Here is a 26,808-nt window from a genome sequence, read left to right as displayed (position 1 = left end):
TTTAATAAGCCTCTTTCAGGTTGTAGCTTTGCTGTTTTCGCTTGGCAACGGCAGTCAGAATAAAATGGCCGACGACGGCAATGAGGAGTGTGTTTCCGGCAGCAATGATCGTGAGCTGAGCCAGAACTTTGGTAAACGGTTCAGCATAAAGGACGGCATCAAGGAAAGCTGAGCACCCATACCCGAGTACATTACCAGCAAAGGCAAGAACAACGAATAGGGTAAAATCTAGTTTGGAAAATTGGCCTTTTTCCAGTCGCTCTTTGGTAATTTTCGGGTACAGGCCTATCAGCATGCCGACAATGCCGGAACCCAGTACCCAGGTGATCCATACGCCCCAGCCGGCAAATAAATCAGTCACCCAGTGGCCGATGAAGCCGACCAGGAAGCCGACGAGCGGTCCAAATAGCACGCTGAATAAAGCCAGTACGGCCATCGCAGGCTTTAGTGTAGTGTTAGCAAAAACCGGGATACCAAACATAGGCAAGCCGCCTATACCGTATAACGCAGCGCCGATGGCAATAAGAACCACAGTCTTGGCAGAAAGATTCATGACATAACCTTTAATTTACTCTTTATGGGTATTTTCATTACCATGTCCACCTGAAAAGCTCTTATAGAGACAGACGGCCGCGATGCCAATCAACAGGAACAAAAAAACTGTGTTGGGCCTGCGCGTAAATATCCTTTTCATGAGCAAGAGCGGTTATGTGGGTAGACATAAGCGATGGCGATGATACATGAAGCCTACTAGGAAAGGAAAGCCTTACATCTAGACGTCTAAATGTTGAGCGTATTGTCGGCTTCTAAGTCGGGTTCGTTATTTGTAGGAGAAGGTTTCCGTATTGTGTATAGATAACGTGACAGGTTAATCGCAGAAATGATACATATTTTGCTTTATGCCATAAACAGGCCTGTATCTGTGATCTTTTTATTGGATGTAATAAGCTAAAATTGTACTGATTATTAGACATTGGTGTTGTTGTGATTCTAGCACATTATTTTATATGCTGTTTATATAAACCTCAGATATAAAAAGAAATAATCATCGTTTATTTGAAAATCATCCATAGTAACCCGGATTGTATCTATTCCTTATTAGTGCCATCAGTGATACTTTGCTATTAAGAACATACTCATTACAGTTACTGAAAGTCGATTTTTTTGCTGAATAGATAACCGTCTGGATATATTGAATTTTATACTTTATTTTTTTGCATAGATGGTAAATACTGCTGTACAGCATGATTGAGTTTCAAACTTGCAAAAAACAGTATTAGAGCCCATTTTGTCAAGCTATAACTTGGAAGGAATTTTGCGCTGATACACAGAAACAGCATCAGTTCAGATTTCAAGTTAGGGTAAAATTGGGTAAGATCAGTAATAGCTATCCCGCCAATTCCGGCTGGGTGCAGAGCCAAATCATATTGGAGATACAGCTTGATTAATGTATTCCTTGTAGATGATCACGAACTGGTTCGCACAGGGATCCGACGTCTTCTTGAAGATGTCCGTGGTATTAAAGTGGTAGGGGAAGCCGACAGTGGTGAGGAAGCCGTAAAATGGTGCCGTGGAGAGCATGCGGACATCATTCTTATGGATATGAATATGCCTGGGATCGGTGGACTTGAAGCGACGCGCAAGATTTTACGCTTTAATCCCGATGTCAAAATTATCGTATTAACAATTCATACCGAGAACCCGTTTCCGACGAAAGTTATGCAGGCGGGAGCTGCTGGTTATCTGACCAAAGGTGCCGGCCCGGATGAGATGGTTAATGCGATTCGTATGGTCAATAGTGGCCAGCGCTATATATCCCCTGAAATTGCACAACAAATGGCACTAAGCCAGTTTGCACCAGATTCTGAGAACCCTTTCAAAGATCTTTCTGAGCGTGAATTGCAGATCATGATGATGATCACCAAAGGCCAGAAAGTCACTGAGATTTCTGAGCAACTGAATCTAAGCCCTAAAACGGTTAACAGTTATCGCTATCGTTTGTTCAACAAACTGGACATCAACGGCGATGTTGAGCTGACCCACCTTGCAATTCGTCATGGAATGTTAGACACAGAGACGTTGTAGTGTCCGAACCTATTGACGAAAAAAGCTTTGATTCAATAAGCTTTCTGAAAACCGTTACTCATCAGCCCGGCGTATATAGAATGTACGATGGGGCTGATGAGGTCATCTATGTCGGTAAAGCCAAAGATCTGAAAAAGCGTTTGTCTAGTTATTTCCGAACCAATGTCGCGGGAGAGAAAACCCGCGCCTTGGTGAAGAATATACGCAAAGTGGATGTCACCGTGACTCACACCGAGACAGAAGCGCTGATCCTCGAACACAACTACATTAAATTGTATTTGCCCAAGTACAATGTTCTGCTGCGCGATGATAAGTCCTATCCTTATATTTTTCTCAGCGCCAGTGCCCATCCTCGTTTAACGATTCACCGCGGTGTGAAGAAACGCAAAGGGGAGTACTTTGGTCCTTACCCTGACTCAGGGGCTGTACGCGAAAGCCTTCACTTGCTGCAAAAAATATTTCCCATTCGTCAGTGTGAAGACTCCGTTTATGCCAACCGTAGCCGCCCGTGCCTGATGTATCAGATTGGGCGCTGTCTTGGCCCGTGCGTCAAGGGGCTAGTCAGCGAGGATGACTATAAAGAGCAGGTGAATTTTGTCCGTTTGTTTTTGCAGGGCAAAGATCGCCAGGTCATTGCCTCTATGGTTGAAAAAATGGAGTTGGCAAGTCAGCAGCTGGCCTTTGAAAAAGCAGCGGCTTATCGTGATCAAATTCAAGCATTGCGTCGGGTTCAGGAGCAGCAGTTTGTCAGTAATGACAGCGATGATGATATGGATGTTATCGGTATTGCCCACGAGCGGGGAATGGCCTGTGTCCATGCGTTGTATATTCGTCAGGGGAAGATCCTTGGCAGTCGTAGTTATTTCCCCAAAATGCCTAGCGATGCAGAGCTGACAGAAGTACTGTCTAGTTTTATCAGCCAGTTCTACCTCAATCAGGCTGAAGGCCGAGTTATTCCCGCTGTAATTTTGCTCGGTGCCGATTTAGGCGAAGAGAAAACCTTGATCGCAGGCACGCTGACAGAGCTGGCAGGCCGTAAAGTCGAGTTAAAAACACAGTCTCGCGGTAATCGTGCCCGCTATCAGAAGCTAGCACAAACTAACGCCAATACTGCACTCACCAGTAAGCTAAATCATAAAATGACGATTCAGCAGCGCTTTTCGGCATTGAGTAAAGCTCTGGAACTAACCACTCTCGATCGGATGGAATGTTTCGATATCAGCCATACCATGGGTGAGAAAACAGTCGCGTCGTGTGTGGTGTTCAATCAGGATGGACCGTTAAAGCAAGAGTACCGACGTTATAACATAACCGGAATTACAGGTGGCGATGATTATGCCGCTATGGCACAGGTTCTTGCGCGAAGGTATGGAAAACAATTAGATCCAGATAAGATTCCCGACATTATTTTTATTGATGGGGGTAGAGGTCAGCTCTCAAGAGCGTATGATGTAGTTAATCCGTTAATGAAAGAGTGGCCTAAGCGATCAATGTTAGTGGGTGTTGCAAAGGGAACTTCACGTAAACCCGGGCTGGAAACCCTACTTCTAGTAACGGGGGAAGAATTCTCTATGCCGTCGGATTCACCGGCTTTGCACCTGATTCAACATATTCGTGATGAAAGTCATAATCACGCAATTAGCGGTCACCGTGCTCAGCGGGCAAAAGTTAGAAAACGTAGTGCATTGGAAGATGTTGAAGGCATCGGTCCGAAGCGCCGGCAGGCACTATTGAAGTATATGGGTGGTCTACAAGAACTAAAAAGAGCCAGCAGAGAAGAAATCGCCAAGGTTCCCGGTATTAGTAAGTCCTTGGCTGAGAAAATTTATGACGCATTGCAACATAGCTAGCTTTGCGGCATCCTAATGAAGTCAATCATAAGAACTAAGAATTATGCGTTTAACGATTCCAAACATCCTCAGCTTCATCCGGCTATTGCTTATCCCATTTTTTGTGGTCACATTCTATCTGCCTTACACCTGGGCACCGTTTGCAACCGCACTTATCTTCTTTGTTGCCGGATTAACTGACTGGTTTGATGGTTACCTTGCTCGCAAGCTTAACCAGACAACCCGCTTTGGAGCCTTCATTGACCCGGTTGCCGACAAGGTGATGGTGGCAACTGCTATGGTATTGGTTGTCGAGGATTATCATTCTCTTTGGGTAACGATTCCTGCTGTGACAATGATTGGTCGTGAGATTATTATTTCTGCATTGCGTGAGTGGATGGCTGAGCTAGGCAAGCGCTCTAGCGTTGCAGTATCCTGGGTTGGCAAGGTGAAAACCGGTTCACAGATGTTTTCTCTACTTGTTTTGCTATGGCACCCAACCGAGTGGTTAGTCTGGGTCGGCTATATTGCTCTATATGTCGCAATGGTGCTGACATACTGGTCGATGTATATCTACTTGAAGGCAGCAAAAGACGATTTGCTGAATTCAGAAGATATCTGATTGAATGTGAAAATATTGTAGAAAAGCGGCTTTTAGAGCCGCTTTTTTGTATTTTGGTGGAAATTAAAGCAAACAGTTCCACTTTCTAACTTTTTCCGTGACAGTTTCCGTGGGTTCTGTAGAATAGCGACCATACCAAACAGGCTAGTCCTTAACGGTATAAATAATAAGCAACAACAAAATAAGGCGCGTTGGCAGAGTGGCTATGCAGCGGATTGCAAATCCGTGTACCTCGGTTCGACTCCGGGACGCGCCTCCATTTCATTTTGATGAAATGTTATTAGACCAGCCTAGAGCTGGTTTTTTTGTATCGGCTATTTGGCAAAGCTCCCTCAGCCTTTTTCCCTTCTATCGATTCCATGGAGTTGCTACTAAATATCTAGATCATTTCTTCGGTCGGCATCGATATATGGATGCTACTGAAGAGCTTAACGGATACATGATCTTAAGTCTTCAGCAACAGTTAAAAGGAATATAGCCTTACCATTTACTGTTTTATATGAGATGGGCGTCAAATTTAAAAGTGATACTTTGAAACTGAATTTGGAACACTATGGTCATTTCAATATGTTGCTAGTGAGTCTAACATTACAGAACCAGCAGTTATTTTAGCATTTAATTTGCATCCATCAATTAAAGTGATTTCATAACTAATTTCATGCTCTTCAGTCATTCCATTCACTTCAAAGTAGTCTTTCTTAACATGAAATCCAACAACTTTTCTTAAGTTTTCACCGTCATTGAAAAATATAATGCTGCTATTAACGTCTTTAATGGTTTTTAATAGCCTGCATACGTTTTCAATTGAATCCACTGTAAATGTTAGCATTGTTAACTCTTCTTGTTTATATGGTCTTATTTTGTGTCTATTTTTATTAGATAAATGATTTCAACATTTAGCGATATCCTTATCAATATAAAAGAAAGTGCATGATGAATTAATTTATACTTTTGTGTGTATAAGTTGTTAATATCTAATGTTTTTTTGTGCGTACTGGTTTGTATGTGATTGTACTTGCTTGTAGTGAGTGCGATAAATCACGGTTTTGTCGCAAACTTACTCAATGTTTTCTGATTACAGAACTTTTTCCTACGTTGCGATCACATTAGCCGGCGTAGAGCTTTGGCCGATGATTCAAAATGGGCAGCTCAGCGACCTATCTGAATTGGTATAAGCTTTACGCCCTAAACAATGCTAGTTGGTATCATTTTTGGTATACACAATCAATTGGTCGATATTTTGCAACGAACTTGTGAATTAAAGGTTATTTATTTACTAAATTACCCTCTATACACTATGGCTATTACAGCATTTGCGTGAATCGTATAGCGAAGCAATAATCCGACAGATAACAATAGATGCACTAAGCATATGGAAGCACACGGAGCCACAATGCAGCAGCCCTACAAGACATTGATTGAGCAACTACAACATCAAATTGATGATAAGCGGATTATCACTGATCCAACCTTAACGCTGGCCTATGGCACAGATGCCAGCTTCTATCGCCTAGTGCCCAAACTGATATTACAGCTTGATACGTTAGATGAGGTCGTTTTTGCTATAAAGTCATGCTATGACCTGAATATTCCTGTTACTTTTCGAGCGGCAGGGACGAGCTTGTCAGGACAGGCGCTGTCAGATTCTGTACTCATTACCCTGACGAATAACTGGCGTCACCACAAGGTCATTAACGATGGCGAGCAAATTTGGTTGCAGCCGGGTGTGATTGGTGCGGAGGCCAATAAATTCCTTACCCCGTATGGTCGCAAAATCGGACCTGATCCAGCTTCAATCAATACTTGCAAAATTGGTGGTATTGCGGCGAACAATGCCTCCGGGATGTGTTGCGGTACCGCGCAAAATAGCTATAAGACGCTGGCCGGAATGACCATTGTTTTGGCTGACGGTACTATTCTCGACACGCTTGATGCCGAAAATGTCGCACAGTTTAAACAAAGCCATCATGAGCTGTTGTCCGATTTATCCAATTTGGCCCAGCATTGCCACAATACTCCTGAACTTGCTGATAAAATCAGGCATAAGTACCGCCTGAAAAACACCACGGGGTACAGCCTCAACTCGTTGGTCGATTACGACGATCCGATCGATATTTTGCAGCATCTGCTGATCGGATCGGAAGGAACGTTAGGTTTTATTGCCGATATCACTTACAACACTGTCGTAGACCATGCCTTTAAGGCATCGGGGCTATTTGTATTTGCTGATATCGAGAAAACTTGTCTGGCTGTTAGTGAACTGAGCAAGACAAATGTTGCAGCCGTTGAACTGATGGACAGCCGCTCCTTAGCCTCTGTTGCTGATGAGCCTGGCATGCCTGAGTTTATCGCCCAGTTGGGGGCTAATGGCAATACCGAGGCGGCAGCATTATTGATAGAGCTCCATGCTGAAAATGCAGAGGAACTATCGCAGCAGAGTGAATCGCTGATGTCTCTCATCAACGCGTTCTCGCCAATTGAGCAGATTGCTTTTAGCCGTGATGCGAAAGTGTGCGCTCAGCTATGGGGGATCCGAAAAGGGCTCTTTCCTGCTGTGGGTGCCGTGCGTGAAACGGGCACGACGGTCATTATTGAAGATGTTGCCTTTCCAATCGAGCAACTTGCACCTGCTGTCCGTGAACTGCAGGAACTGTTCATTAAATATCACTACCACGAAGCGATTATATTTGGCCATGCGTTGGCTGGTAACCTGCACTTTGTATTTACCCAGGCATTTGATACTGAGGCAGAAGTAGAACGCTATAGTGCTTTTATGGATGCAGTGGCTCAGTTAGTCGCGGTTGATTACCAAGGCTCGCTGAAAGCGGAGCACGGAACCGGGCGGAATATGGCGCCGTTTGTTGAGCTAGAGTGGGGGGCTGAAGGTTATGCCCTGATGCAGCAAATCAAGCGTATTTTTGACAGTACCGGGATCCTGAATCCGGGTGTGATTCTGAATGATGATCACCAGTCTCATGTCAAAGATCTCAAAGAGATGCCGGCTGCCGATACCTTGATTGATAAGTGTATTGAGTGTGGGTTCTGTGAGCCAGTCTGCCCGTCACGTAACCTCTCTTTGACCCCGCGTCAGCGCAATACGATCTATCGTGAGATCAGCCGACTACGCCGTACTAATGAAGATCCGGCACGATTGGCTGACATGGTGAAGTCATTCAAGTACCAGGGCATTGATACTTGCGCGGCGACAGGGCTCTGTGCTGATCGCTGTCCTGTCGGCATCAATACTGGCGACCTGATGCGCAAGCTGCGTGAGAACCACTCCGGGATGGCGAAGAGTATTGCACGCTGGACGGCAAATAATTTTGACGGCATTACGGCGGTTACTCGAGTTGGTTTGAGCGCAGCAAACGGGATGCATTCGGTCTTGGGTAGTAAGAATATGCAGGCGCTAACTAAAGCTGCACATAAGCTATCAGGACAGACGATACCGCTTTGGACACCTCACATGCCAAGATCGGCGGGTAAGATGCCAAAGCCAGAGGCATTGGTCATCCATTCGGTGTCTAAGCAGAAGGTTGTCTACTTCCCAAGCTGTGCATCAAGAAATATGGGGACTGAGAAGAAAGCCATTGATCCACGTCCTCTTGCAGAGGTGACGATTTCGCTGCTGGCAAAAGCTGGGTATGAAGTCGTTCTTCCTGAAGACTTAAATAGCCAATGTTGCGGTATGCCATACAAGAGTAAGGGCTTTGTTGATACGGCGAATAGCAAAGCGAAGCAGCTTGAAGAGGCATTGTGGGCTGCATCTGAGCAGGGAACACTGCCAGTGCTAATGGATACCAGCCCTTGTGCAAGCTTGAGTAAAGATACCCTTCGTAGTGATATCACTATCTACGAACCGTTCAAGTTCGTGGCAGAATACGTCATGCCACGCCTTGATATTACTCCGCAGGAAGCCCCGGTGATGCTGCATATTACCTGTACATCACGTAGGAAAGGCTTGGCTGGTGTTATGCAGCAAGTGACTGAGGCTTGTGCCAAGCAGGTTGTTATTCCGGAAGATATTCAATGCTGCGGTTTTGCAGGTGACAAAGGCTTTACGACGCCGGAGTTAAATGAATCTGCATTGTCACCATTAAAAGCACAAGTGCCTGAGAATTGCCATGAAGGGTATTCGAATAGCCGTACCTGTGAGATTGGTCTGTCTGAGCATAGCGGGATTGAGTATCGTTCTATTTTGTATTTGGTTGATAAAGTGAGCCAGGTGCGTACTAACCGAAGTAATCAACTTTAATTACTAGTATTTAATTCTTACCCTAAAGAGCAAGTTGAATTGACAACTTGCTCTTTTTTATTACCGTTTTCCCCGATTATTTTATATCGCCAATGACAAGTCTTCTGTGTTAACAAGTGCTTTAATAACTCCTTTGGGGTATTTTTTGTATTTGTGTTCTTATGTTTTCTTTTATACTTTTTATTCATGATTTGTTTTATTTTTCTATATCGGCATGACGGTAATCGCGATTTATGACAGGTTGTTAGTGTTGCTATCTTTCAAATTTTTATATGTGTACTGCCTATATTTGAGATTGTTTTGTAAACTTACAACAATATTGTTCGTTATAATTGGTTTAATATCTTCTACTGCTTATTTAAAATAAAAAAGTGTACGTTTTATGTGTCTTTATAGTGGCTGTTTATGAAACACATTGTGTCAATTATCCGTTTAATGTGAATTTCTACTGATGTGGCTTGTTTTTAAGTGGTTGTATTTTATCGCTTTTGGTTTTTGTGCGTGGTGGGGTTTGGTTTTTGTTACCGGCTTTGTTGGTTTTTGGTTAACTTCTTGTCATGTTGCGAGTGGCTTTATTTTAAAAGCTCATTAGAATGTCTTTCCCATAATTATAATACTGTCAGTCAACAACAATATATATTTAACGTGTAGTTTACACGTCAAATTGATAGCAAGGTCCAAATTATAATACACATGCTGTTTAATATGGCGATAACTGGGCCTAATACATGGAGTAGATTTTAAATGACGTCCCTATTTTTATCGGTGATACCAATTGTTATTCTTATTTGGATGATGACAAAGAAAAATGGTATACCATCACATATTGCCCTGCCTATTACGGCTTTAATGGTTGGAGCACTGCAACTCTTTTACTTTGGTACCGACACTACCTTAATTAGCGCCAATGTTATTGCTGGTATGCTGTCGGCCATCACTCCTATTTCTATTGTTGCCGGTGCGATTTTACTTAATCGAATGATTTACCTTTCTGGTTCGGAAGATGTCATTCGTCGGTGGCTAGAAGGTATCAGTCGTAACCAAGTAGCACAGTTAATGATCATTGGCTGGGCGTTTGCGTTCATGATTGAAGGTGCATCTGGTTTTGGTACACCGGCTGCTATTGCTGCGCCTATTTTAGTCGGCCTTGGTTTCAATCCGTTAAAAGTGGCTATGCTGGCATTGGTAATGAACTCCGTACCGGTTTCGTTCGGTGCTGTGGGAACACCAACATGGTTTGGTTTCTCAAACCTGGGGCTGGATGATGCTACTTTGCTTGAAACGGGCAAGATCACTGCGTTGATTCACCTAGTTGCTGCATTCATTATCCCTCCAATGGCGCTTCGATTTATTGTCAGCTGGAGTGATATTCGCCGTAACTACCTGTTCGTATTAATCAGTACGCTATCTTGCACTGTGCCCTATTTCTTGCTGGCACAATGGAACTATGAGTTTCCTGCATTAGTGGGTGGTGCTACCGGTTTGGTGCTGTCAGTCATTGTTGCCCGAAGTGGTTTTGGCCTGGTAAAAACACAGCCAACTTCTGATGCCAAAGCATCGTCGCCAGTGGCGGCACGTGATGTATTCAAGGCAATGACACCTACTATTTTGCTCATTGTGATCTTGATTGTTACCCGTATAAAGCAGTTTGGTATCAAATCAATGTTGACGGACAGTACTGAGATGTTCAGCATTTCATTTGGTCCATTGGGTGATTTTAGCATTAGCCAGGCACTGATCTTTAAGCTGAGCCATATTTTGGGAACCGATGTTTCATGGGCATACAAAACACTTTATGTGCCTGCGCTAATCCCGTTCCTATTGGTTGTTCTGATTTCAATTCCACTATTTAGACTGCCAACAAGCGTGGTTAAGCAGATGTTTGCTGAAACCGGCATCCGCATTAAAATGCCGTTTGTTGCCCTTGTCGGGGCGTTGATTATGGTCAAGCTGATGATGACGGGCGGAGAGAATTCACCCATTATGACAACTGGTCAGGCGTTTTCGGATCTGATGGGAACCAGTTGGCAATATGTGGCGGCATATCTGGGAGCGTTGGGGGCTTTCTTCTCTGGCTCTGCAACAGTATCAAACCTTACCTTTGGTGCAATTCAGCAAACTATTGCTATCAATGTCGGCTTGCCACAGACAACTATTCTAGCGCTGCAATCTGTTGGTGGTGCGATGGGTAATATGGTCTGTATCAACAATATTATCGCTGTATCGACAATTTTAGGCATTGCTAACAAAGAAGGCTTTATTATCAAGCGAACCGTCGTACCTATGGTGGTTTACGGTATTGGTGCTGCGATAATGAGTACGCTTATTTAGGGGGAGAATGGTGCCACTTAAGTGAATAAAAGCAGTAAATAAATAATGTGGCCAGTAATGGCCACATTTTTTAAGCAATTAAAACTTATCTTCATGAAGGCGATAACATTGATAGAGGTGCTCGATGAATAGCTTGATCTTCGCGGGTTGGTGACGGGTGTAAGGATAGATGGCATAGATACCCAGACACTTCGCGACCTGATGCTGCAATACTTCAATTAGCCTTCCTTCTTGTAAGTCTTCGGCAACCAGAACTTTAGGCACATATACCAGTCCTTGGCCAATCAGTGCGGCACGTCTTAAGGCCGAGGCGTTATTGGTGCTGAAATTTCCTGCTACTTTGACGGTAAAAGGCGAAGAATCGCCTTTAAAAAGCCATTCTGTGGCACCGGTTTCCTGGTAGGAATATGCAAGGCAATTGTGATCCACAAGATCTTGATATGACGTCGGCTCACTCATGCGGTCAAAATAGGACGGTGCGCCACAGATCACCCAGTGGGCATCGACTAGTCGACGGGCAATAAAGCTAGAATCAGGTAAGACGCCGGTACGAATGGCAAGATCATAGCCTTCTTCAACGATATCAACAAAACGGTTGTCCAGATCCATATGAATCGTGATATCGGGGTATTTTTCGCTAAACTCGGCAATGGCCTGAGGCAAAATAAGCTCGCCTGAAATAGTCGGCACCGTAATACGTATACTGCCGGAAAGACTCTCACCCAGTCCGCTCATTGCGTCCTCGGCATTTATAACCGAGAGGTAAACCTCCCGTGCATGGCTGAAAAAAACTTCACCGGCTTCAGTCAAAGTGAGTTTGCGGGTGGTTCGATAAAGGAGCTGTACCCCAAGCTCCTCTTCAAGCCGGGTGATACGTTTGCTGACAACAGACTTGGTCAGGCCAACCTGCTCCGCAGCTTTGCTGAAAGAGCCTTGCTCGATAAGGTGAAAGAAAATTAGGAAGTCGTCGGTGTTTCGCATTATTAGTATACTTTTTGCAACAATTTCTAGTGTTGTTGAATTATAGCAATTAAATGTCTGACATTTAGCAAATGAATGAATTTGGGTAAGTGTTTTGCTTTGTTGATCACGTTACTGATGATTGGCTTAAAAAGCGGTGTTGCTGGAGGATAATAGGCTTACCAAACGGCAAGCCTTTTTTAGGACTAGGCAGTATTCCCCTCAGTGATTAACCATTTACAAACTGTTGCAATGGAACACGATCAGCCAATAGGCGCTTATATACCTGGTTACCAATCACACCGCCGATAATGCCGGCAAAGGCCGCAGCAACCACTGCCATAAATAGAGTTAGTGGATCATTGAAGGCGATAGATGCGAGTAGACCTGGAATTGGAGCGGCACTACCTGGGGCATCATTGACGATGCCGAAGTACGCGGCGATAGTTCCTGCCAGCGCACCACCGAGGAAGTTCGACATAAAGATAGGAACCGGGTTACGGGTAACGATATGGGCCTGAGTGAGGGGCTCAAGCATAACGCTAACCGTGTTGCTGGATTTTCCTAGCTTGAGGGTATGGAATATATAACCGTTGGTGAATGAGCCACCAACACACGCAATGGCCGCAATACCCATAGGCAAGCCGGTTAAGCCAAGCATGGCTGTTAATGCCATTGAGCTTAACGGGGATGTACAAACCATCTTGATTAATCCGCCAAGCAAGAATCCCATCGCCAGTGGTGATAGCAATGTAGCCTCTGTGATCATGTTGGCCAGGGTGCCCATCAGCATATCAAGGCCAGGGCTGATGAAGATACCCAGTAATCTTGCGAGCGGTGCCAAGGTCAGAACACCGACAATTACGTCGACACCTTCTGGTAAATATTTCTTAAACAATGGTGTTGCGAAAGAGAATAGGTAACCGGCGATAAATCCTTCGAGGATTCCCAGGTTGGCCATTGCCAAACCTGTGACGATCGCAAATACAGGTTGTACACCCATTCGCAGCATCACTAACGTTGCTGCTGCAACGCCGCCCATGCCACCGACCATGTTGCCGAAGTCAGCGAGATAACCGATACCGAGCAGGTTTCCCATTACATATTTATGGATAGCTTCGACCAGAAATGTGGCGATTGCCGCATCAGCCAGACCACTCATCGCTGCGCTGCCATTTGGCGCCTTGAAACTAAACACAGAGAACAAACCTAAAGCTGCTAACAGGGCAGCAATACCCAGAATAATTTCCATCTTATTTCCTTATCATTGTTTTTGAGGCGAACGCACGCAGAGCTACGCCCAAAGTAATAACTAAACGAGTGAAAGATAAAGCAGGAATTAACCGGGATCGGGTACTGTGATATTGAGATGGAAGTTGAGTTTTGCTGGAGAGAGCAGATAGTTCATGCTGTACAGACTGTCAGCGTGATATCTACCTCAGGGGTGGGGATGGCCCATACAAGCCGATAACTTTTTCTTTGCCAGTAAATGAATGTCCATAATGATCACCATTGCCGAGACGTTGTATAAGTTAATTTTTGATTCCTAACGATTAACCTAACATAACTCTGTTGTATGATTTTTGAACTGCTTCATGTTCTGTTGTGAAAGCGAGTTTATATCTATAAGCGGTGTCACACTGTATTCAAAAAAGTTACTAGGCCAGCGAAGTGTTGTTTTAATACGGGTGTATAAAAAGAGGAAACCAATCGACGACTTTAACCGATATAAAGCCTCGTGTGTTAGCCAGTGAAATAACACTTGGCATCGCCACTCACAATATGTTATTTTTCTGCGCAATCTCAGGGGGTAGTATAACTGAGACATATGCGTTGTGATGAATTCAAGCTGATTGTGTCACAACGTGCCGTAGGTACTGGCGAACCTATCGTCAGTAGAAGGGCATTAATAGCGCGGACCTGCCAGAAAGAGAGCAGGAGCATATTGAAGGAACCCAACAGTGAATATTCTAACATTGAAAACCCACCTCAGCTTTGTCTTACCAAACTGCAGTATTATTACTGAGCCTTGATATTTCTTATCTAAATTATTTCAGCTTTTTGCTGTAAACCTTTTATCTCATTAGTTTTTTTGCTAATGAAACCTTTGTGTTTACCGGCAGGAAAAAAATACCTGATACCCGATTTCTCATCGTATTGGTTACGCAATATTTTGCTAACTATATGGTATGCCATGAATAATGGTACGGATAATATCGCAGGTATGATCTGCCGAGCGTCATGATTTATATGACGTGTTAATTTTTGGATGACACCCATGAGTAATGTGTTTGATTTAGACGATATCAAGCTAGCCTCAAATGTACCTGTAGTACACGAGTTGTACGATTTGACACCTGATGAACTTCTGTTGAGTCAGGAGCATTATGAGTCGGAAGTTCGCTCATATCCGAGACGGCTGCCACTTGCTATTAAGAAAGCATCTGGTGCTCTGGTTGAAGATAGCCGCGGTCAGCTATTTCTTGATTGTTTGGCTGGAGCCGGAACGCTGGCGCTGGGCTACAACCACCCAGAAATCAACCAGGCAATAATCGAACAGTTAAACCAGGGCCTGCCGTACCAGACTCTGGATATTACAACACCGACTAAAGACAAATTTATCAAAGAAGTGATGAACTTCTTGCCTGATGATTTTGCCGCCAATGCCCGTATTCAGTTTTGTGGCCCTTCCGGTGCAGATGCCGTAGAAGCGGCAATCAAGCTGGCCAAGCAGACAACCGGTCGTAACGTCATGGCTGCTTTCCATGGTGCCTACCATGGTATGACGAATGGTACGATGGCATTGATGGGCAATTTGGGAACCAAAGAACGTCGTCAGGGTTTGATGTCTGATGTCCATTTCCTGCCGTTTCCCTATCGCCTGCGCTGCCCGTTTGGCCTGAAAGGTAATGAAGGGGCTAAACAGAGCATCCGTTATATCGAACGTATGCTCAGCGATGACGAGAGCGGCGTACAAAAGCCGGCTGCAATCATCGTCGAGCCCGTGCAAGGTGAAGGGGGAGTGATCCCTGCACCAGCGTTCTGGCTGCAAGAGCTACGCCGAATCACTAAGGAACACGGAATTCTACTCATCCTTGATGAGATCCAGTGTGGTATCGGTAAAACCGGCCACCGTTTCGCGTTTGAAGAATCAGGAATTACACCGGATATTCTTTGTCTGTCGAAGGCTATCGGCGGCGGCTTACCGATGTCAGTGTTGCTGTTTGATAAGTCGATTGATACCTGGCGTCCGGGTGAGCATACCGGTACGTTCCGAGGCAACCAGCTTGCCATGGCGACTGGTGCCAAGGCGCTGGAAATCATTCGTCGTGATTGTCTGGTTGAGCATGCTGAGAAAGCGGGTCAATATTTTCGTGAAGGCTTAGAGCGTATTGCCGATTATACCGACTGTATCGCCGAAGTTCGCGGTAAGGGCTTGATGCTGGGTGTTGAAATCGTTAAGCCAAACAACCAGAAGAATAAGTTCGGTGAGCCAGAAGCCGATCCTGAAATGACTATAAACATTCAGCGCGCAGCGCTGGAGCGTGGTTTGATCATTGAAAAAGGTGGACGTCAGGGCTCGGTATTACGTTTTCTGCCGCCACTGATCATCAGTTATGAGCAAATTGATTTTGCCTTGGATGCGTTGAGCAAGGCTATTCTTGCGACGGCGGGCCCGGCAAAGATTGCAGAAGCGAGTACTGAATCGGATCAAGAGTTGTGGCGCTCTTATTTCATCCGTACCGGTGAAGGTGGTGCGGACGAACTTGAAGTGGCACTGAACCAGACGACTCAGGTACTGAAGCAAGTCTTCGAAGCGGCCGATGCGCCGTATTCCGGCCTGGAGCCTCTGGTACTGAAAAACCTAATCAACAATATTGATTTGGATGACCAGCAGCTACCACTGGAAACCGTGATTGAGCAGACAGGGGAATTGATCGCCAAGAACTCTATCATGGTCCAACATCCTAACTGTATTGCGCATTTGCATACCCCACCTTTATTGCCTGCAGTAGCAGCCGAAGCCTTTATCAGTTCTTTGAATCAGTCAATGGATTCGTGGGATCAGGCGAGTTCTGCAACTTATGTTGAGCAGAAGGTCGTAGATTGGCTGTGTGGCGTATATGAGTTAGGCGAGCAGGCTGACGGCGTGTTCACCAGTGGCGGTACTCAGAGCAACCTTATGGGATTGTTATTGGCTCGTGACTGGGCGGCAGATACTATTTCTGGCCATAATATCCAGAAGAATGGCTTGCCGGAGTACGCAGGAAAGCTACGAATTCTTTGCTCGAAGAAATCTCATTTTACCGTACAAAAATCAGCATCGTTGCTGGGGCTTGGTGAACATGCCGTCGAATGTGTGGATACCAATCCGGACGGTACAATTAAGCTGGCTTCGTTGGTCACGACCATTGATGCTATGAAAAATGACGGCTTGATGCCATTTGCCCTTGTTGGAACCGCGGGTACGACCGATCACGGTGCGATTGATGATTTAGCCGGGTTAGCCGATGTTGCCCAGCAACATAACCTGTGGCTGCATGTCGATGGAGCCTATGGTGGCGCACTGATCCTTAGCCGACATAAAACCCGATTGCATGGTATAGAACGTGCTGACTCGCTCAGTGTCGATTTCCATAAGTTGTTCTATCAACCAATCAGCTGTGGTGCGGTATTGTTGAAAGACAAAGAGAATTTCAAGTACTTGCTCCACCATGCTGATTACCTGAACCGTGAAGATGATCTGCTTCCTAACTTGGTCGATAAGTCGATTGCAACGACGAAACGTTTTGATGCATTGAAAGTGCTGATGACGATGCAGTGTGTGGGCACTCAGGCGCTTGGCGCAATGTATGATCACCTACTGGGCCAGACACAGCAAGTTGCCGACCTGATCAATCAGTCTGCTGATTTTGAACTACTGGCGGATCCGGCTTTGTCGACCGTACTGTTCCGCTGTGTTGGCGATCACACTGTTGATATCGATCAGCTTAACAAGCAGCTTCGTATTGAAGCCTTGGTGAAAGGGGTGGCCGTGCTGGGCGAAACGGTCGTGGATGGCAAGGTCGCGCTCAAGTTCACGATCTTAAATCCGTGTCTGACAATGGCTGACTTCGAATCTTTACTAAATGCTATTAACCAGCTTGCACTATCGCTGGTTAATTAATTGATTTATTAACAGTAAGTGCTGTCTTGAACTTGCTGAAAAGCCGTTCAACCAGCACTGTTGTTCTGATTATTAACGGAAGAAAAAACGATGGCAATTCTACAAATTGGTGCTGGTGGTGTTGGTTGGGTTATTGCGCATAAAGCTGCTCAAAATAACAATGTACTGGGCGATATCACCATTGCATCTCGCACTGTTTCTAAGTGTGAAAAGATCATTGAATCGATTCAGAAAAAAAACAACCTGAAAGATCCTTCAAAGAAGCTGGAGTCGCGTGCCGTTGACGCCGATGATGTCGATGCACTGGTTGCACTGATCAAAGAAGTAGAACCTGATCTGGTCATTAATGCTGGTCCTCCGTGGGTTAACATGACCATCATGGAAGCGTGTTATCAGGCTAAGGTCTCTTACCTCGATACATCTGTTGCTGTAGACTTATGCTCAGAAGGCCAGCAGGTACCGCAAGCGTACGATTGGCAGTGGGGCTACCGCGAGAAATTCAAAGAAGCAGGTATCACAGGTATTCTTGGTGCCGGTTTCGATCCGGGTGTAGTAAGCGTATTTGCCGCTTATGCCGTTAAGCACCTGTTCGATGAGATTGACAGCATTGATGTAATGGATGTTAATGCTGGTGATCACGGTAAGAAGTTCGCGACCAACTTCGACCCAGAAACCAACATGCTAGAAATTCAGGGGGATTCTTTCTACTGGGAGAACGGTGAGTGGAAACAGGTACCGTGTCACACCCGTATGATGGAATTCGATTTCCCGAATTGTGGCAGCCACAAAGTTTACTCAATGGCGCACGATGAAGTGCGTTCAATGCAGGAGTTCATTCCTGCTAAACGTATTGAATTCTGGATGGGCTTTGGTGATAAATACCTTAACTACTTCAACTGCATGCGCGATATTGGTCTGCTGAGCCCAGAACCCGTTACGCTACAAGACGGTACAGTGGTAGAGCCGCTAAAAGTGCTTAAGGCAATTTTGCCAGATCCGACATCACTGGCACCGGGCTACACAGGTTTAACTTGTATCGGTACTTGGGTGCAGGGTAAGAAAGATGGCAAAGAGCGTAGTGTCTTCATTTATAACAATGCTGATCACGAAGTGGCTTACGAAGATGTTGAGCATCAGGCAATCTCATACACAACGGGTGTACCGGCTATTTCTGCTGCACTTCAGTATTTCCGCGGTACGTGGGCTGAAGCGGGTGTATTCAACATGGAACAGCTAGATCCAGATCCGTTCCTGGAAACTATGCCGGGCATTGGATTGGATTGGCATGTTCAGGAGCTGGAAGTAGGGCAGCCTCTGATCAACATCCTGAAATAATGCTGTAACCCCCTCCCAGCCTCCCCCTTGAAAAGGGGGAGGAGCATTAAAGGCTGCCACAATTGTTGCACTGATTGCTCTTGGTTCCTTTTCACTTGAAAAGGGGGAGGAGCATTAAAGGCAGCCATAATTGTTGTACTGATTGCTCTTGGTTCCTTTTCGCGTGAAAAGGGTAAAGGAGTATTAAAAGCAGCCATGGTTGTTGTCGCAAGTGCTCTTGGTTCCCTCCTCTTTTCAAGGGGAGGGTTAGGGTGGGGTTCAGGCACTGGAATTACAATGATGAAGCTGGTATTTCGATACCAGCTTTCTTTAGTTTTATGGGATCTGCAACATACGGACCGAACGATGAACAAGACTGAGTTAAAAACTCCCTTCTTCATGATTGATGAAGAAAAGCTGATCGCCAACCTTGAGAAAGCCAAGCTGCTGAAAGAGCTGTCAGGTGTGAAACTGGTATTGGCCTTGAAATGCTTCTCTACCTGGGGGGTATTTGACATTATCCAGCCCTACCTGGACGGTACAACTAGTAGCGGCCCGTATGAAGTCAAACTCGGCTACGAAACCTTTGGTGGTGAAACACACGCTTATAGCGTTGGATATAGCGAAGATGACGTCAAAGAAGTCGCTGAAATTTGCGATAAGATGATTTTCAATTCACAAAGCCAACTAGCAGCCTATCGCCATATTGTTGATGGTAAAGCTGCGTTAGGGTTGCGTTTGAACCCTGGTGTCAGTTATGCCGGGCAGGATTTAGCAAACCCTGCACGTCAATTCTCTCGTTTGGGTGTTCAGGCTGATCATATCGACCCTGCAGTGTTTGATACGTTAGATGGCGTGATGTTCCATATGAACTGCGAGAATAAAGATGTCGATGCATTTGTTGCGTTGCTTGATGCCATTTCAAAGCAGTTTGGCCAATATTTGGATAAGCTTGAGTGGGTGAGCCTTGGCGGTGGCGTATTCTTCACTTGGCCGGGTTATGAGATTGAGAAATTGGCGTTGGCGCTGAAAACATTTTCAGAGAAGCACAAAGTACAGCTTTATCTGGAGCCGGGTGAAGCAATCATCACTAAGACGACGGATCTAGTCGTTTCAGTGGTTGATATCGTTGAAAACGAAGTAAAGACTGCGATTGTTGACAGTGCGACTGAAGCCCACCGTCTTGATACCTTGATCTATGACGAGCCGGCATCTATCGCGGAAGCTAGCGAGAACGGAAAACATCAATATGTAATTGGTAGTTGTTCGTGTCTGGCTGGTGATCAGTTCTGTGTGACACAATTTGAACAGCCACTTAAAATAGGTCAGCGACTTCATATTCTGGACAGCGCTGGTTACACCATGGTGAAATTGAACTGGTTTAACGGATTGAAGATGCCTTCGATATATTGCCAGCGACAAAGTGGTGAAATCGAGAAATTAAATGAATTTGGCTACGATGATTTTAAGCGCTCGCTGTCACAGTGGCGTGTCAGTTAGTCAATGCTTGTGTTTCTATGAGTAAAGGTCGCATTGCGGCCTTTATCATTTGTGGTCATGCGATTATTTTACAGGTTAGCTATGTTGTCTAATTGAGCAGTTTTGGTGTGGTTTATCGCTGCTTTTGCTGCTTTTTAACCAGTTAAATAAAAATCGACAATTTTTCATTGACTCATTATTTAAAATCAGTAAATTACACCACGTACCGCAGCGGGGAGACCTGTTAAGCGGTAAGTCGAAAGACATTTGGCGCGTTGGCAGAGTGGCTATGCAGCGGATTGCAAATCCGTGTACCTCGGTTCGACTCCGGGACGCGCCTCCATTCTTTTAGAGAATGAAATGCGACACTAGCTCAGCTGGTAGAATGCAATCTTGCCAAGGTTGAGGTTATGCCTAGCTCCTCGAAGATCGGGAGTCTCATGTGTCGTTCCAAATAATTTGCAATATTGATTGTTCATAACCGAAGGTCAGTATTTAGATGGTGTTTAACTTTTCAGTTAGCGCATCGCAATCAAGAATTGCGTGCCCTGGTGGTGGAATTGGTAGACACAAGGGATTTAAAATCCCTCGACGTTCGCGTTGTGCCGGTTCAAGTCCGGCCCGGGGCACCATCTCCTTTTAGCCTTACCATAGAGGCAAAAGCAGAAATCAAATATGGCGCGTTGGCAGAGTGGCTATGCAGCGGATTGCAAATCCGTGGACCTCGGTTCGACTCCGGGACGCGCCTCCATATTGACGGCAAAGCCCCAGCAGAAATGCTGGGGCTTTTTTGTTTTATTCTAAATCCGGGTAAACAGAGAACAAAAGTGAATAAGGGGGACTCATATACCTTCTTGGTCTCAAATCAAGCTATACCTAGAGCCTTTTAGAATAGATGTGTGTTATACGAATCAAAACGGTGTTTGTTTTGAATCGGTTCAGAGGCCAATACGCTTCTCATTCGAATTGGGTTGCTTGTCGTTGTGTCTATTACATGTATTTGGTTGCCCAATGCATTTGAGTACAATATATCATTATCGAACTGGGTTGTGCCGGTCCACTGCCATCTTTGAGTTAGAGAAGGATAATCTTCACATGGTGCAAGGCGAAGCTGATTGTTGCTTGAATCCAAACAAAGTTCTGGATTTGAAACAAGGATATATTGCTTGCTTGGCGAATAGATAAATGATTGATTGATGTTGTTATTGCCACACTCTTCGAACGACAGTTTTCTATTGCTTTTAACTGTCACACAGCTAGCTTCCGAGTCACTACGTGAAAGAGCTGACAGATTTACTGTTTGAGCTCCTAAATATACAGGGTGATCCCAATTAACATCGATCGTAAAACTATCTTGATTGTCAATTAGATTGTATGCCTTTCCGTCTACCCTTATGCCTGAAGCATATCTTGCCCCCAAAACCCATCTGTTATGGCCAAGAAGTTCAATGCCTCGGGCATTTGAGCTTACCGTAATGACTGATGTGCCTTTGGTATCGTCTGTTCCAACAAACTGAGCTGTAAAATCTGGTCGGAATCCGTTTTTGTAAACAGAATCAAGTTTGTTGCGGTAGTCATAAGGGTTTTCTTCTTCGTCTGCACGTTTGATCATACATTCACCGTTAGACGTCAAAGAACACCATCCTTGCTCTCCAGCGTCGGCTCCTAGTCTGTCATTGTTATAGCTGACGGTAAGACTGGTGTTGCTAACACTAGTATCAAGAGTCGCAATACTTCCGCTTTTTATATGAATCGACTCAGAGACATTTACGCTAACGCTGTCAATTGGTGATTTTGGTAGCCTTTTAATTCCGAGTGTAACTTGAGTTTGCTTTTCCTTAGTTATATCTAGTTCTTGTTGCTGTTGTCTCTTCGGGAGCCAGTCGGCCATGCTTGAAGTGCCTGACGTTAGGCGATTATTGTCGATAGACACGGTCTGGGTTACTTTGTCCATATACTGAGCCATCGTGAAGAACCAGAATCGAGATATACCTTTTCTAATCTCCTCAACGTTATGGGCTACGTAAGATGTATCAAAGTTGATGCCGGACCCTTGATTTAAGGTCACATCGACGTACTTTTCTCTGTGACCAAAAGATGTAATTGGGCTCTGAGAGTACATAGAAACTGTGTAGATCAAGTCACTGGTTCCATAACCGGTTCGAAAACGTCGATGAATGGTTCGAACTAATCTTCCTTCTTGGTACTCGTGTGTCGTCTCTGGGGAGGTGAGTGCTATTGCCGAGCGTCTTGTCCGGACTAATGGCGCGGGATTTTCGGTAAGAATGTTGCTGTAAATATAGTTTTCGTCTTATTTATCAAAGGTATATATTTTTTCTTTATTGGGATCTAATGGATTTATCGCGATAACTATTGGAGAATTAAACCCAAGCCCTAAGTGCTCTGCGGTTATAGATGCTCTTTTATCTTCTTGCACCTCTCTTAAGTCAAAAACGGCTAACTCTTTACACTCTCGAATATTGAAGTTAGTGTCAGCTACAGTCAAAAGACATTCTGGTTTAAACACATCGTATACCGCAAAGTCGTCAGCTATCTCAGATGCAAACGAGGGGACTCCTAGGGATCCTATAATTAAAGCTATAGCTGTCGGTCTTGTTTTTATCATTTGGAATATCTCATTGGTTGTATTACGAGTTGTTATTAATTTATTCGTTAATAGGTGAGTTAATAATGTTGAACTAATCAATGAGTTGATGTCAATTTATATTTTTGTAAGTTAGATTTCGCTCCCACAGGAAGATCGTATTAATCAATTATGGACAAGCCATCGGTTATTTCGGGAATGCTCGGATAAGTTATATTTTTTTCGTGGTAAAGGTTCTTTTTGTACTCGACTAAGAGTAAGAAGGAATAATTAATGCGAGATTATAAAAGTTTATCTCATACGTGATTGGATTGTAGACACAGAATAGTATTTATTTTCAAGAAAAGACAGAAAGTAATATTTGGTGCGATTAGAAAGCACAACGGCAAGGGTGGACTCGAATATAGGAATTTGATGGAAGATTTTACACATCTTGGCTTTATCTTTGCTTTTGTTTTAAATCAATAGGTTAGGTTGCTTGGTGGTGGTGGGTAATTAATTAATTATTAATTAATTATTTTTTATTGCGGTAATTCGCTTGTAGGATGGGATGTTAGCCTCTCACAAAAAATAATAATGCTCTGAGGTGAAACTATTAGATAAACAGTTGCGGGTAGAGGTTAAAGTATCCGTTTTCTCGTACCTATATCTATACCGATAGACTATAAGATTGAGTTTAAAATGAAACGAAATACGAATTATATATGGCTGATGATAGCAGCTCTTACCATACTACTGTCAGGCTGTAATACGGATGAAAATAATAATTTTACTTCACAGTCGGCTAATAACACCAAGCTTGTGAGTGTGCAGTTAATGGCTGGAAGTATAACTGCGTTTGGAACAACGGGGCTCACCTTGCCGAAAGGAAATACAATAACGTTAAACGCTTTTGCTCGATATGACGATGGCAGTAGCGTAGATATTACAGATGAGGTGGTTTTACATACAAATAGTGATCATGTTTCTATAGCAAGTGGTAGTCAGGTAACAGGCGTTTCGCAGGGGGACTTGGAAATTTGGGCTACTTTTCAGGGTGTTTATAGTCAAAGCTTGAATCTGACTGTTAGTGATTCGGAGTTGGAGCGTATAATTATTACACCTTCAAATGATGAGGCTAATTTAGGTTGGAATTATATAATTGCTGGTAATTCTCTGCAATTGGTCGCGAAAGGTGTGTATGCGGATGGAACGTTAGCCGATATTACTAATAAAGTGAAATGGCGCACAAACGAAGATGTTGGTGTGACAATAACATCAAGTGGTTTGCTGGTCACATCTGCTGATGATATGCCAGCTGATAGTATGACGCTGCTCCCCTTTGTTGATGCCGTCGTTGGTGATATCGCCAGTAACCCGTTACCGGTAAGTATTCGCCGTGCCGTATTAACAGATATTAAATTGATGTCGAAAAAAGTAGCAACCAGAGATCAATCAGATTTTAGTTTGGCTATTGGTAATACTTTTGAATTTATTGCCTTAGGTATTTATGATGATGGTTCGAAAGCCGATATCACGAACCGTGTGATATCGCATTCTTACAATGCGGGTAACGGCGTCGGTTATCTACTTAACGTTTCGAAGAAAGGCCTTGTAAAAGCAAAAGAAACTGAAGGTGTTAATCGCATTACAGTATCGCTACTTGGTGTTGTGAGTAATTCTCTGACGTTTACGATTACATCGCCAGAATTGACTGCTTTTACAGTAACTCCTCACTCCACTTCTATCGCTGACCCAGTTCGTATTATTAAGAACACGGAACAGCAGTTTGTTGTAACTGGTACTTACAGTGACGGGACGGTAGCAGACATTACTAACCGTGTTAGTTGGGGCTTGGATTTTGCTGAAAATGGAATTGTATCACTGTCTACGACTGGTTTAGTCAGAGGTTTAATCACGGGCGCTGCTCAAATGCATGTAACGTTAGACGATGATATCAAAGCGAGTGATGATATTGGGGCGATAACGGTTTCTATCAAGGTGATTGCACCAACGCTGCAATCAATAGCTATCACTAATAATGATGGACATGAACTTGATGAGCTGAGTTTAGCTGTTAATGAGCGTCAGAAGTTAAAGGTGATAGCTACTTATGATGATGGTAGTACCCTAGATATCACTGATGTTGTTTTTTGGGGGACGACTTCTCATCATATCAGTTACATTCATCCGTATCGCGGTTGGGTAACAGCTTATCATGTTGGTGCTGATACAATTGAAGTGGATTATGGTGCGTTCAGAGACGAATTATTTGTTGAGGTAACTGCTGCTCCTTAGCAATTAATCCGGATTGGTATTACATCTCCATACATCGCAGGATGGTCTTGCTTACACTCCCATACTTAGCTGTCGAATAGAAATGGCATACTTGCTGTAGTTTGTTCGAAGAAGAATGGTGTTATGAGAAAAGTACTTGTCCGTTCCATGGTAATGGCAGCCATGCTAACCGCTGTATCTGGCTGTAATTCGTATTCTGCCCTGCAACCAAATAGCAGTAGTTATTTATCTGCACAGACGCTGGCGCTTGGAATCAATCAGGTGCCAGCAGCCCTTGCCGAAACGTATAGCCATCAACTTGGCTTCAATCGCTATACCAAGGTTAAGGCGCCCAACGGTAAAGCAATTCATATCATTGCACAGGACAAGCTTTCAGATAATCAGATTGTCAGGGCTCGTTCTGTGCTGGAGCATTTTCTTACACCTTATCCCGGCTCCGAATATGGTGCAGATAAAACAGCGGTTGCCAATATGATGACCGAAAACAATGCGACTTTACTGCTACTGAATGGGAGTGATGATGGTTCTAATCGAGCTGCTGAGCTTGATGGTCAGCCTCTGTATCAAAGCGAAATTCAGGTCGAAGGCCACCGTTGGTATATAGAGCAAAACTACGAGCATCGAGATGCGACTTTTGAGGAAATACTGCACTTGGTGCACGATACAGGTATCGGTGTTGATCAATATGAGCTCTTCTATGGGGCTTTGCCTGCCTATCAAGCAGAGATACGTAATGCACAGGTGTCGGCATTAGCGAGTAACCTTTGGGGAGTTGGCTCGCAAGCGTGGATCCAAGAGCTATGTGCCGAAAACAGCCTGTCCCAGGAGTATTTAGCCGCTGTTGTCGATTCCTATTATGGCCTGTGGGGAGCGTGGTCAGAAAGCAGTAGCTACGGCATGTGGGGGCTGTATGTTGCAAAAAATCGTTCTGAAATTATGTCAGAAGACAAATTGGGTGCGCAGTTAATGGACAACAAATTTTTTCATCCATATCTTACGTATAACGCAAGGATGGATGAGGGATTTAGCGGTGATTTCAGTTTGCGGATTGACCCGAGCAAACCTTATACCCATCACTCACAATATTTGAAAGATGTAACATTAACTGGAAGCCATGATTCTAATGTGGTTGTTAATGAACTTGATAATAACATTACGGGTAATCACGGATTCAATAAAGTCATATTCTCTGGTGAATTTGCTCAATATCGTATTTCGAGAAAACAAGAGGGCAACGTTGTTATATCTGATCTGGTTGATAACCGTGATGGGGTGAACACGCTGAATAAAATAGAACAGCTTGTTTTTGCAGATAAGATTTTGTCTTTGTAGTGCGAATTTATTACAGAATTCGGCCTTCATCTTCGTGTACTGCACATAGCGACTACTATTAAGGTAATCTCGGCTGGCTCCGTACCATGCAATAGAATGCTAAAAAATGGTGGAAATAGTCGGTGTGGTGTCGAAATGATGGAGAATCTTAAATGAGAAAAACACATATTATTCTAGCTGCTATGGCAATTGCATTTTCGTCAGCTTCATTGGCTGATCTCAGAGTATCGAGTATGTCAAACGGCGCTTGGGTAAAAGTGACAGACAATGGTCAGCCAGCCGCTAATGCCACGGTATCGTTGGTTAATGTTCCTCAGGTACGGCAAACATTCCAGACTGATGAAAATGGACGGGTCTTCCTGCCGATATCATTAAATAACTCGAGATCTATCAAATTCAAGGCCGTGACAGAAGAAGGAAATGTATACAGTCGCTTTGCATTCCACAGTGACAAAAATCGCTAACACCAACATAGTCATTTCTATTAGATTAGTGTCGGCATAAAGCGCGCTTTAATGTCGGCACTATTTCTTTTTTAGCTATTCGTGATGA

The 26,808-nt window shown here is 44.2% G+C and carries 17 protein-coding genes, 5 tRNA genes and 1 pseudogene; 17 read left to right on the top strand and 6 right to left on the bottom strand.

Annotated features, from left to right (window positions below; translation table 11 throughout):
- Position 1: 1 nt before the first annotated feature.
- Positions 2 to 553: an ECF-type riboflavin transporter substrate-binding protein gene (locus EDI28_RS06255; RefSeq protein WP_128782925.1), complete on the bottom strand. Its 552-nt coding sequence runs from the start codon at positions 551 to 553 to the stop codon at positions 2 to 4.
- Positions 554 to 1,440: 887 nt separating this feature from the next.
- Here EDI28_RS06255 and uvrY point away from each other — a divergent pair.
- The 5 genes and pseudogenes from uvrY to EDI28_RS06230 all read left to right on the top strand — a co-directional run.
- Positions 1,441 to 2,085 carry a UvrY/SirA/GacA family response regulator transcription factor gene (uvrY, locus tag EDI28_RS06250; protein WP_128782924.1) on the top strand — a complete coding sequence of 215 codons (645 nt, stop codon included), beginning with the start codon at positions 1,441 to 1,443 and terminating at the stop codon, positions 2,083 to 2,085.
- Positions 2,085 to 3,935, top strand: coding sequence for an excinuclease ABC subunit UvrC (uvrC, locus tag EDI28_RS06245; RefSeq protein WP_267900000.1), 1,851 nt, complete (start codon positions 2,085 to 2,087; stop codon positions 3,933 to 3,935). Before uvrY ends, uvrC begins: the two co-directional genes overlap by 1 nt.
- A gap of 43 nt (positions 3,936 to 3,978) precedes the next feature.
- On the top strand, positions 3,979 to 4,536 hold the full coding sequence (gene pgsA, locus EDI28_RS06240; RefSeq protein ID WP_128782923.1) for a CDP-diacylglycerol--glycerol-3-phosphate 3-phosphatidyltransferase: 558 nt from the start codon (positions 3,979 to 3,981) through the stop codon (positions 4,534 to 4,536).
- A gap of 185 nt (positions 4,537 to 4,721) precedes the next feature.
- Positions 4,722 to 4,795, top strand: a tRNA-Cys gene (locus tag EDI28_RS06235).
- Positions 4,796 to 4,888: 93 nt separating this feature from the next.
- Positions 4,889 to 5,014, top strand: a pseudogene (locus tag EDI28_RS06230) (IS1595 family transposase); the annotation flags it as partial.
- An 84-nt stretch (positions 5,015 to 5,098) separates the two neighbouring features.
- Here the strand turns inward: EDI28_RS06230 and EDI28_RS06225 are convergent.
- Positions 5,099 to 5,365: a hypothetical protein gene (locus EDI28_RS06225; protein WP_128782922.1), complete on the bottom strand. Its 267-nt coding sequence runs from the start codon at positions 5,363 to 5,365 to the stop codon at positions 5,099 to 5,101.
- A gap of 564 nt (positions 5,366 to 5,929) precedes the next feature.
- On the opposite strand from EDI28_RS06225, the gene EDI28_RS06220 reads away from it, so the two are divergent.
- Together EDI28_RS06220 and EDI28_RS06215 are read left to right on the top strand one after the other, a co-directional pair.
- Positions 5,930 to 8,791 carry an FAD-binding and (Fe-S)-binding domain-containing protein gene (locus EDI28_RS06220; RefSeq protein WP_128782921.1) on the top strand — a complete coding sequence of 954 codons (2,862 nt, stop codon included), beginning with the start codon at positions 5,930 to 5,932 and terminating at the stop codon, positions 8,789 to 8,791.
- Between the two features lie 744 nt (positions 8,792 to 9,535).
- Positions 9,536 to 11,122, top strand: a complete 1,587-nt coding sequence (locus EDI28_RS06215; RefSeq protein WP_128782920.1) for an L-lactate permease — start codon at positions 9,536 to 9,538, stop codon at positions 11,120 to 11,122.
- 78 nt (positions 11,123 to 11,200) lie between these two features.
- Here the strand turns inward: EDI28_RS06215 and EDI28_RS06210 are convergent, their stop codons facing one another.
- Both EDI28_RS06210 and EDI28_RS06205 read right to left on the bottom strand, forming a co-directional pair.
- Positions 11,201 to 12,103, bottom strand: coding sequence for a LysR family transcriptional regulator (locus EDI28_RS06210; RefSeq protein WP_128782919.1), 903 nt, complete (start codon positions 12,101 to 12,103; stop codon positions 11,201 to 11,203).
- Between the two features lie 208 nt (positions 12,104 to 12,311).
- The gene (locus EDI28_RS06205; protein ID WP_128782918.1) at positions 12,312 to 13,334 is read right to left on the bottom strand and encodes a PTS sugar transporter subunit IIC; all 1,023 of its coding nucleotides are present in this window, start codon (positions 13,332 to 13,334) and stop codon (positions 12,312 to 12,314) included.
- Positions 13,335 to 14,360: 1,026 nt separating this feature from the next.
- On the opposite strand from EDI28_RS06205, the gene EDI28_RS06200 reads away from it, so the two are divergent.
- From EDI28_RS06200 to EDI28_RS06175, 7 genes are all read left to right on the top strand, one after another.
- Positions 14,361 to 17,249, top strand: coding sequence for a pyridoxal phosphate-dependent class III aminotransferase (locus EDI28_RS06200; protein WP_128782917.1), 2,889 nt, complete (start codon positions 14,361 to 14,363; stop codon positions 17,247 to 17,249).
- A 90-nt stretch (positions 17,250 to 17,339) separates the two neighbouring features.
- Positions 17,340 to 18,584 (top strand): carboxynorspermidine synthase, encoded by a 1,245-nt coding sequence (locus EDI28_RS06195; RefSeq protein ID WP_128782916.1) that lies wholly within the window; start codon positions 17,340 to 17,342, stop codon positions 18,582 to 18,584.
- Positions 18,585 to 18,929: 345 nt separating this feature from the next.
- The gene (gene nspC / locus EDI28_RS06190) at positions 18,930 to 20,063 is read left to right on the top strand and encodes a carboxynorspermidine decarboxylase (protein ID WP_128783011.1); all 1,134 of its coding nucleotides are present in this window, start codon (positions 18,930 to 18,932) and stop codon (positions 20,061 to 20,063) included.
- Between the two features lie 248 nt (positions 20,064 to 20,311).
- Positions 20,312 to 20,385 (top strand) — tRNA-Cys (locus tag EDI28_RS06185).
- Between the two features lie 19 nt (positions 20,386 to 20,404).
- Positions 20,405 to 20,495, top strand: a tRNA-Gly gene (locus EDI28_RS26870).
- Positions 20,496 to 20,587: 92 nt separating this feature from the next.
- Positions 20,588 to 20,674 (top strand) — tRNA-Leu (locus EDI28_RS06180).
- 45 nt (positions 20,675 to 20,719) lie between these two features.
- A tRNA-Cys gene (locus EDI28_RS06175) sits at positions 20,720 to 20,793 on the top strand.
- Positions 20,794 to 20,928: 135 nt separating this feature from the next.
- Here EDI28_RS06175 and EDI28_RS06170 read toward each other — a convergent pair.
- Both EDI28_RS06170 and EDI28_RS06165 read right to left on the bottom strand, forming a co-directional pair.
- Positions 20,929 to 21,933, bottom strand: coding sequence for an RICIN domain-containing protein (locus EDI28_RS06170; RefSeq protein ID WP_164918476.1), 1,005 nt, complete (start codon positions 21,931 to 21,933; stop codon positions 20,929 to 20,931).
- A gap of 420 nt (positions 21,934 to 22,353) precedes the next feature.
- A complete protein-coding gene (locus EDI28_RS06165) occupies positions 22,354 to 22,668 on the bottom strand; it encodes a hypothetical protein (RefSeq protein ID WP_128782914.1) in 315 nt (104 codons plus the stop codon).
- 660 nt (positions 22,669 to 23,328) lie between these two features.
- Here EDI28_RS06165 and EDI28_RS06160 point away from each other — a divergent pair.
- The 3 genes from EDI28_RS06160 to EDI28_RS06150 all read left to right on the top strand — a co-directional run bounded on the left by EDI28_RS06160 (position 23,329) and on the right by EDI28_RS06150 (position 26,720).
- Entirely contained in the window at positions 23,329 to 24,924 is a 1,596-nt protein-coding gene (locus EDI28_RS06160; RefSeq protein ID WP_128782913.1) for a hypothetical protein, read from the top strand.
- Positions 24,925 to 25,047: 123 nt separating this feature from the next.
- Positions 25,048 to 26,256, top strand: coding sequence for a hypothetical protein (locus EDI28_RS06155; RefSeq protein WP_128782912.1), 1,209 nt, complete (start codon positions 25,048 to 25,050; stop codon positions 26,254 to 26,256).
- 152 nt (positions 26,257 to 26,408) lie between these two features.
- Complete coding sequence (locus tag EDI28_RS06150; protein ID WP_128782911.1) at positions 26,409 to 26,720, top strand: carboxypeptidase-like regulatory domain-containing protein; 312 nt, start codon at positions 26,409 to 26,411, stop codon at positions 26,718 to 26,720.
- The last annotated feature ends 88 nt before the right edge of the window (positions 26,721 to 26,808 follow it).

Source organism: Photobacterium chitinilyticum (assembly GCF_004104355.1).
GTDB lineage: Bacteria > Pseudomonadota > Gammaproteobacteria > Enterobacterales > Vibrionaceae > Photobacterium > Photobacterium chitinilyticum.
Note: the sequence above shows the minus strand (reverse complement) of the source record. Positions and strands in the feature narration are given on the sequence as shown.

Excerpts from the sequence above, each read along its gene's own strand:
- EDI28_RS06255 (WP_128782925.1), bottom strand. The coding sequence starts at position 553 with ATGAATCTTTCTGCCAAGACTGTGGTTCTTATTGCCATCGGCGCTGCG.
- pgsA (WP_128782923.1), top strand. The coding sequence starts at position 3,979 with ATGCGTTTAACGATTCCAAACATCCTCAGCTTCATCCGGCTATTGCTT.
- EDI28_RS06225 (WP_128782922.1), bottom strand. The coding sequence starts at position 5,365 with ATGCTAACATTTACAGTGGATTCAATTGAAAACGTATGCAGGCTATTA.
- EDI28_RS06220 (WP_128782921.1), top strand. The coding sequence starts at position 5,930 with ATGCAGCAGCCCTACAAGACATTGATTGAGCAACTACAACATCAAATT.
- EDI28_RS06215 (WP_128782920.1), top strand. The coding sequence starts at position 9,536 with ATGACGTCCCTATTTTTATCGGTGATACCAATTGTTATTCTTATTTGG.
- EDI28_RS06210 (WP_128782919.1), bottom strand. The coding sequence starts at position 12,103 with ATGCGAAACACCGACGACTTCCTAATTTTCTTTCACCTTATCGAGCAA.
- EDI28_RS06205 (WP_128782918.1), bottom strand. The coding sequence starts at position 13,334 with ATGGAAATTATTCTGGGTATTGCTGCCCTGTTAGCAGCTTTAGGTTTG.
- EDI28_RS06200 (WP_128782917.1), top strand. The coding sequence starts at position 14,361 with ATGAGTAATGTGTTTGATTTAGACGATATCAAGCTAGCCTCAAATGTA.
- EDI28_RS06195 (WP_128782916.1), top strand. The coding sequence starts at position 17,340 with ATGGCAATTCTACAAATTGGTGCTGGTGGTGTTGGTTGGGTTATTGCG.
- nspC (WP_128783011.1), top strand. The coding sequence starts at position 18,930 with ATGAACAAGACTGAGTTAAAAACTCCCTTCTTCATGATTGATGAAGAA.
- EDI28_RS06170 (WP_164918476.1), bottom strand. The coding sequence starts at position 21,933 with ATGGCCGACTGGCTCCCGAAGAGACAACAGCAACAAGAACTAGATATA.
- EDI28_RS06165 (WP_128782914.1), bottom strand. The coding sequence starts at position 22,668 with ATGATAAAAACAAGACCGACAGCTATAGCTTTAATTATAGGATCCCTA.
- EDI28_RS06160 (WP_128782913.1), top strand. The coding sequence starts at position 23,329 with ATGAAACGAAATACGAATTATATATGGCTGATGATAGCAGCTCTTACC.
- EDI28_RS06155 (WP_128782912.1), top strand. The coding sequence starts at position 25,048 with ATGAGAAAAGTACTTGTCCGTTCCATGGTAATGGCAGCCATGCTAACC.
- EDI28_RS06150 (WP_128782911.1), top strand. The coding sequence starts at position 26,409 with ATGAGAAAAACACATATTATTCTAGCTGCTATGGCAATTGCATTTTCG.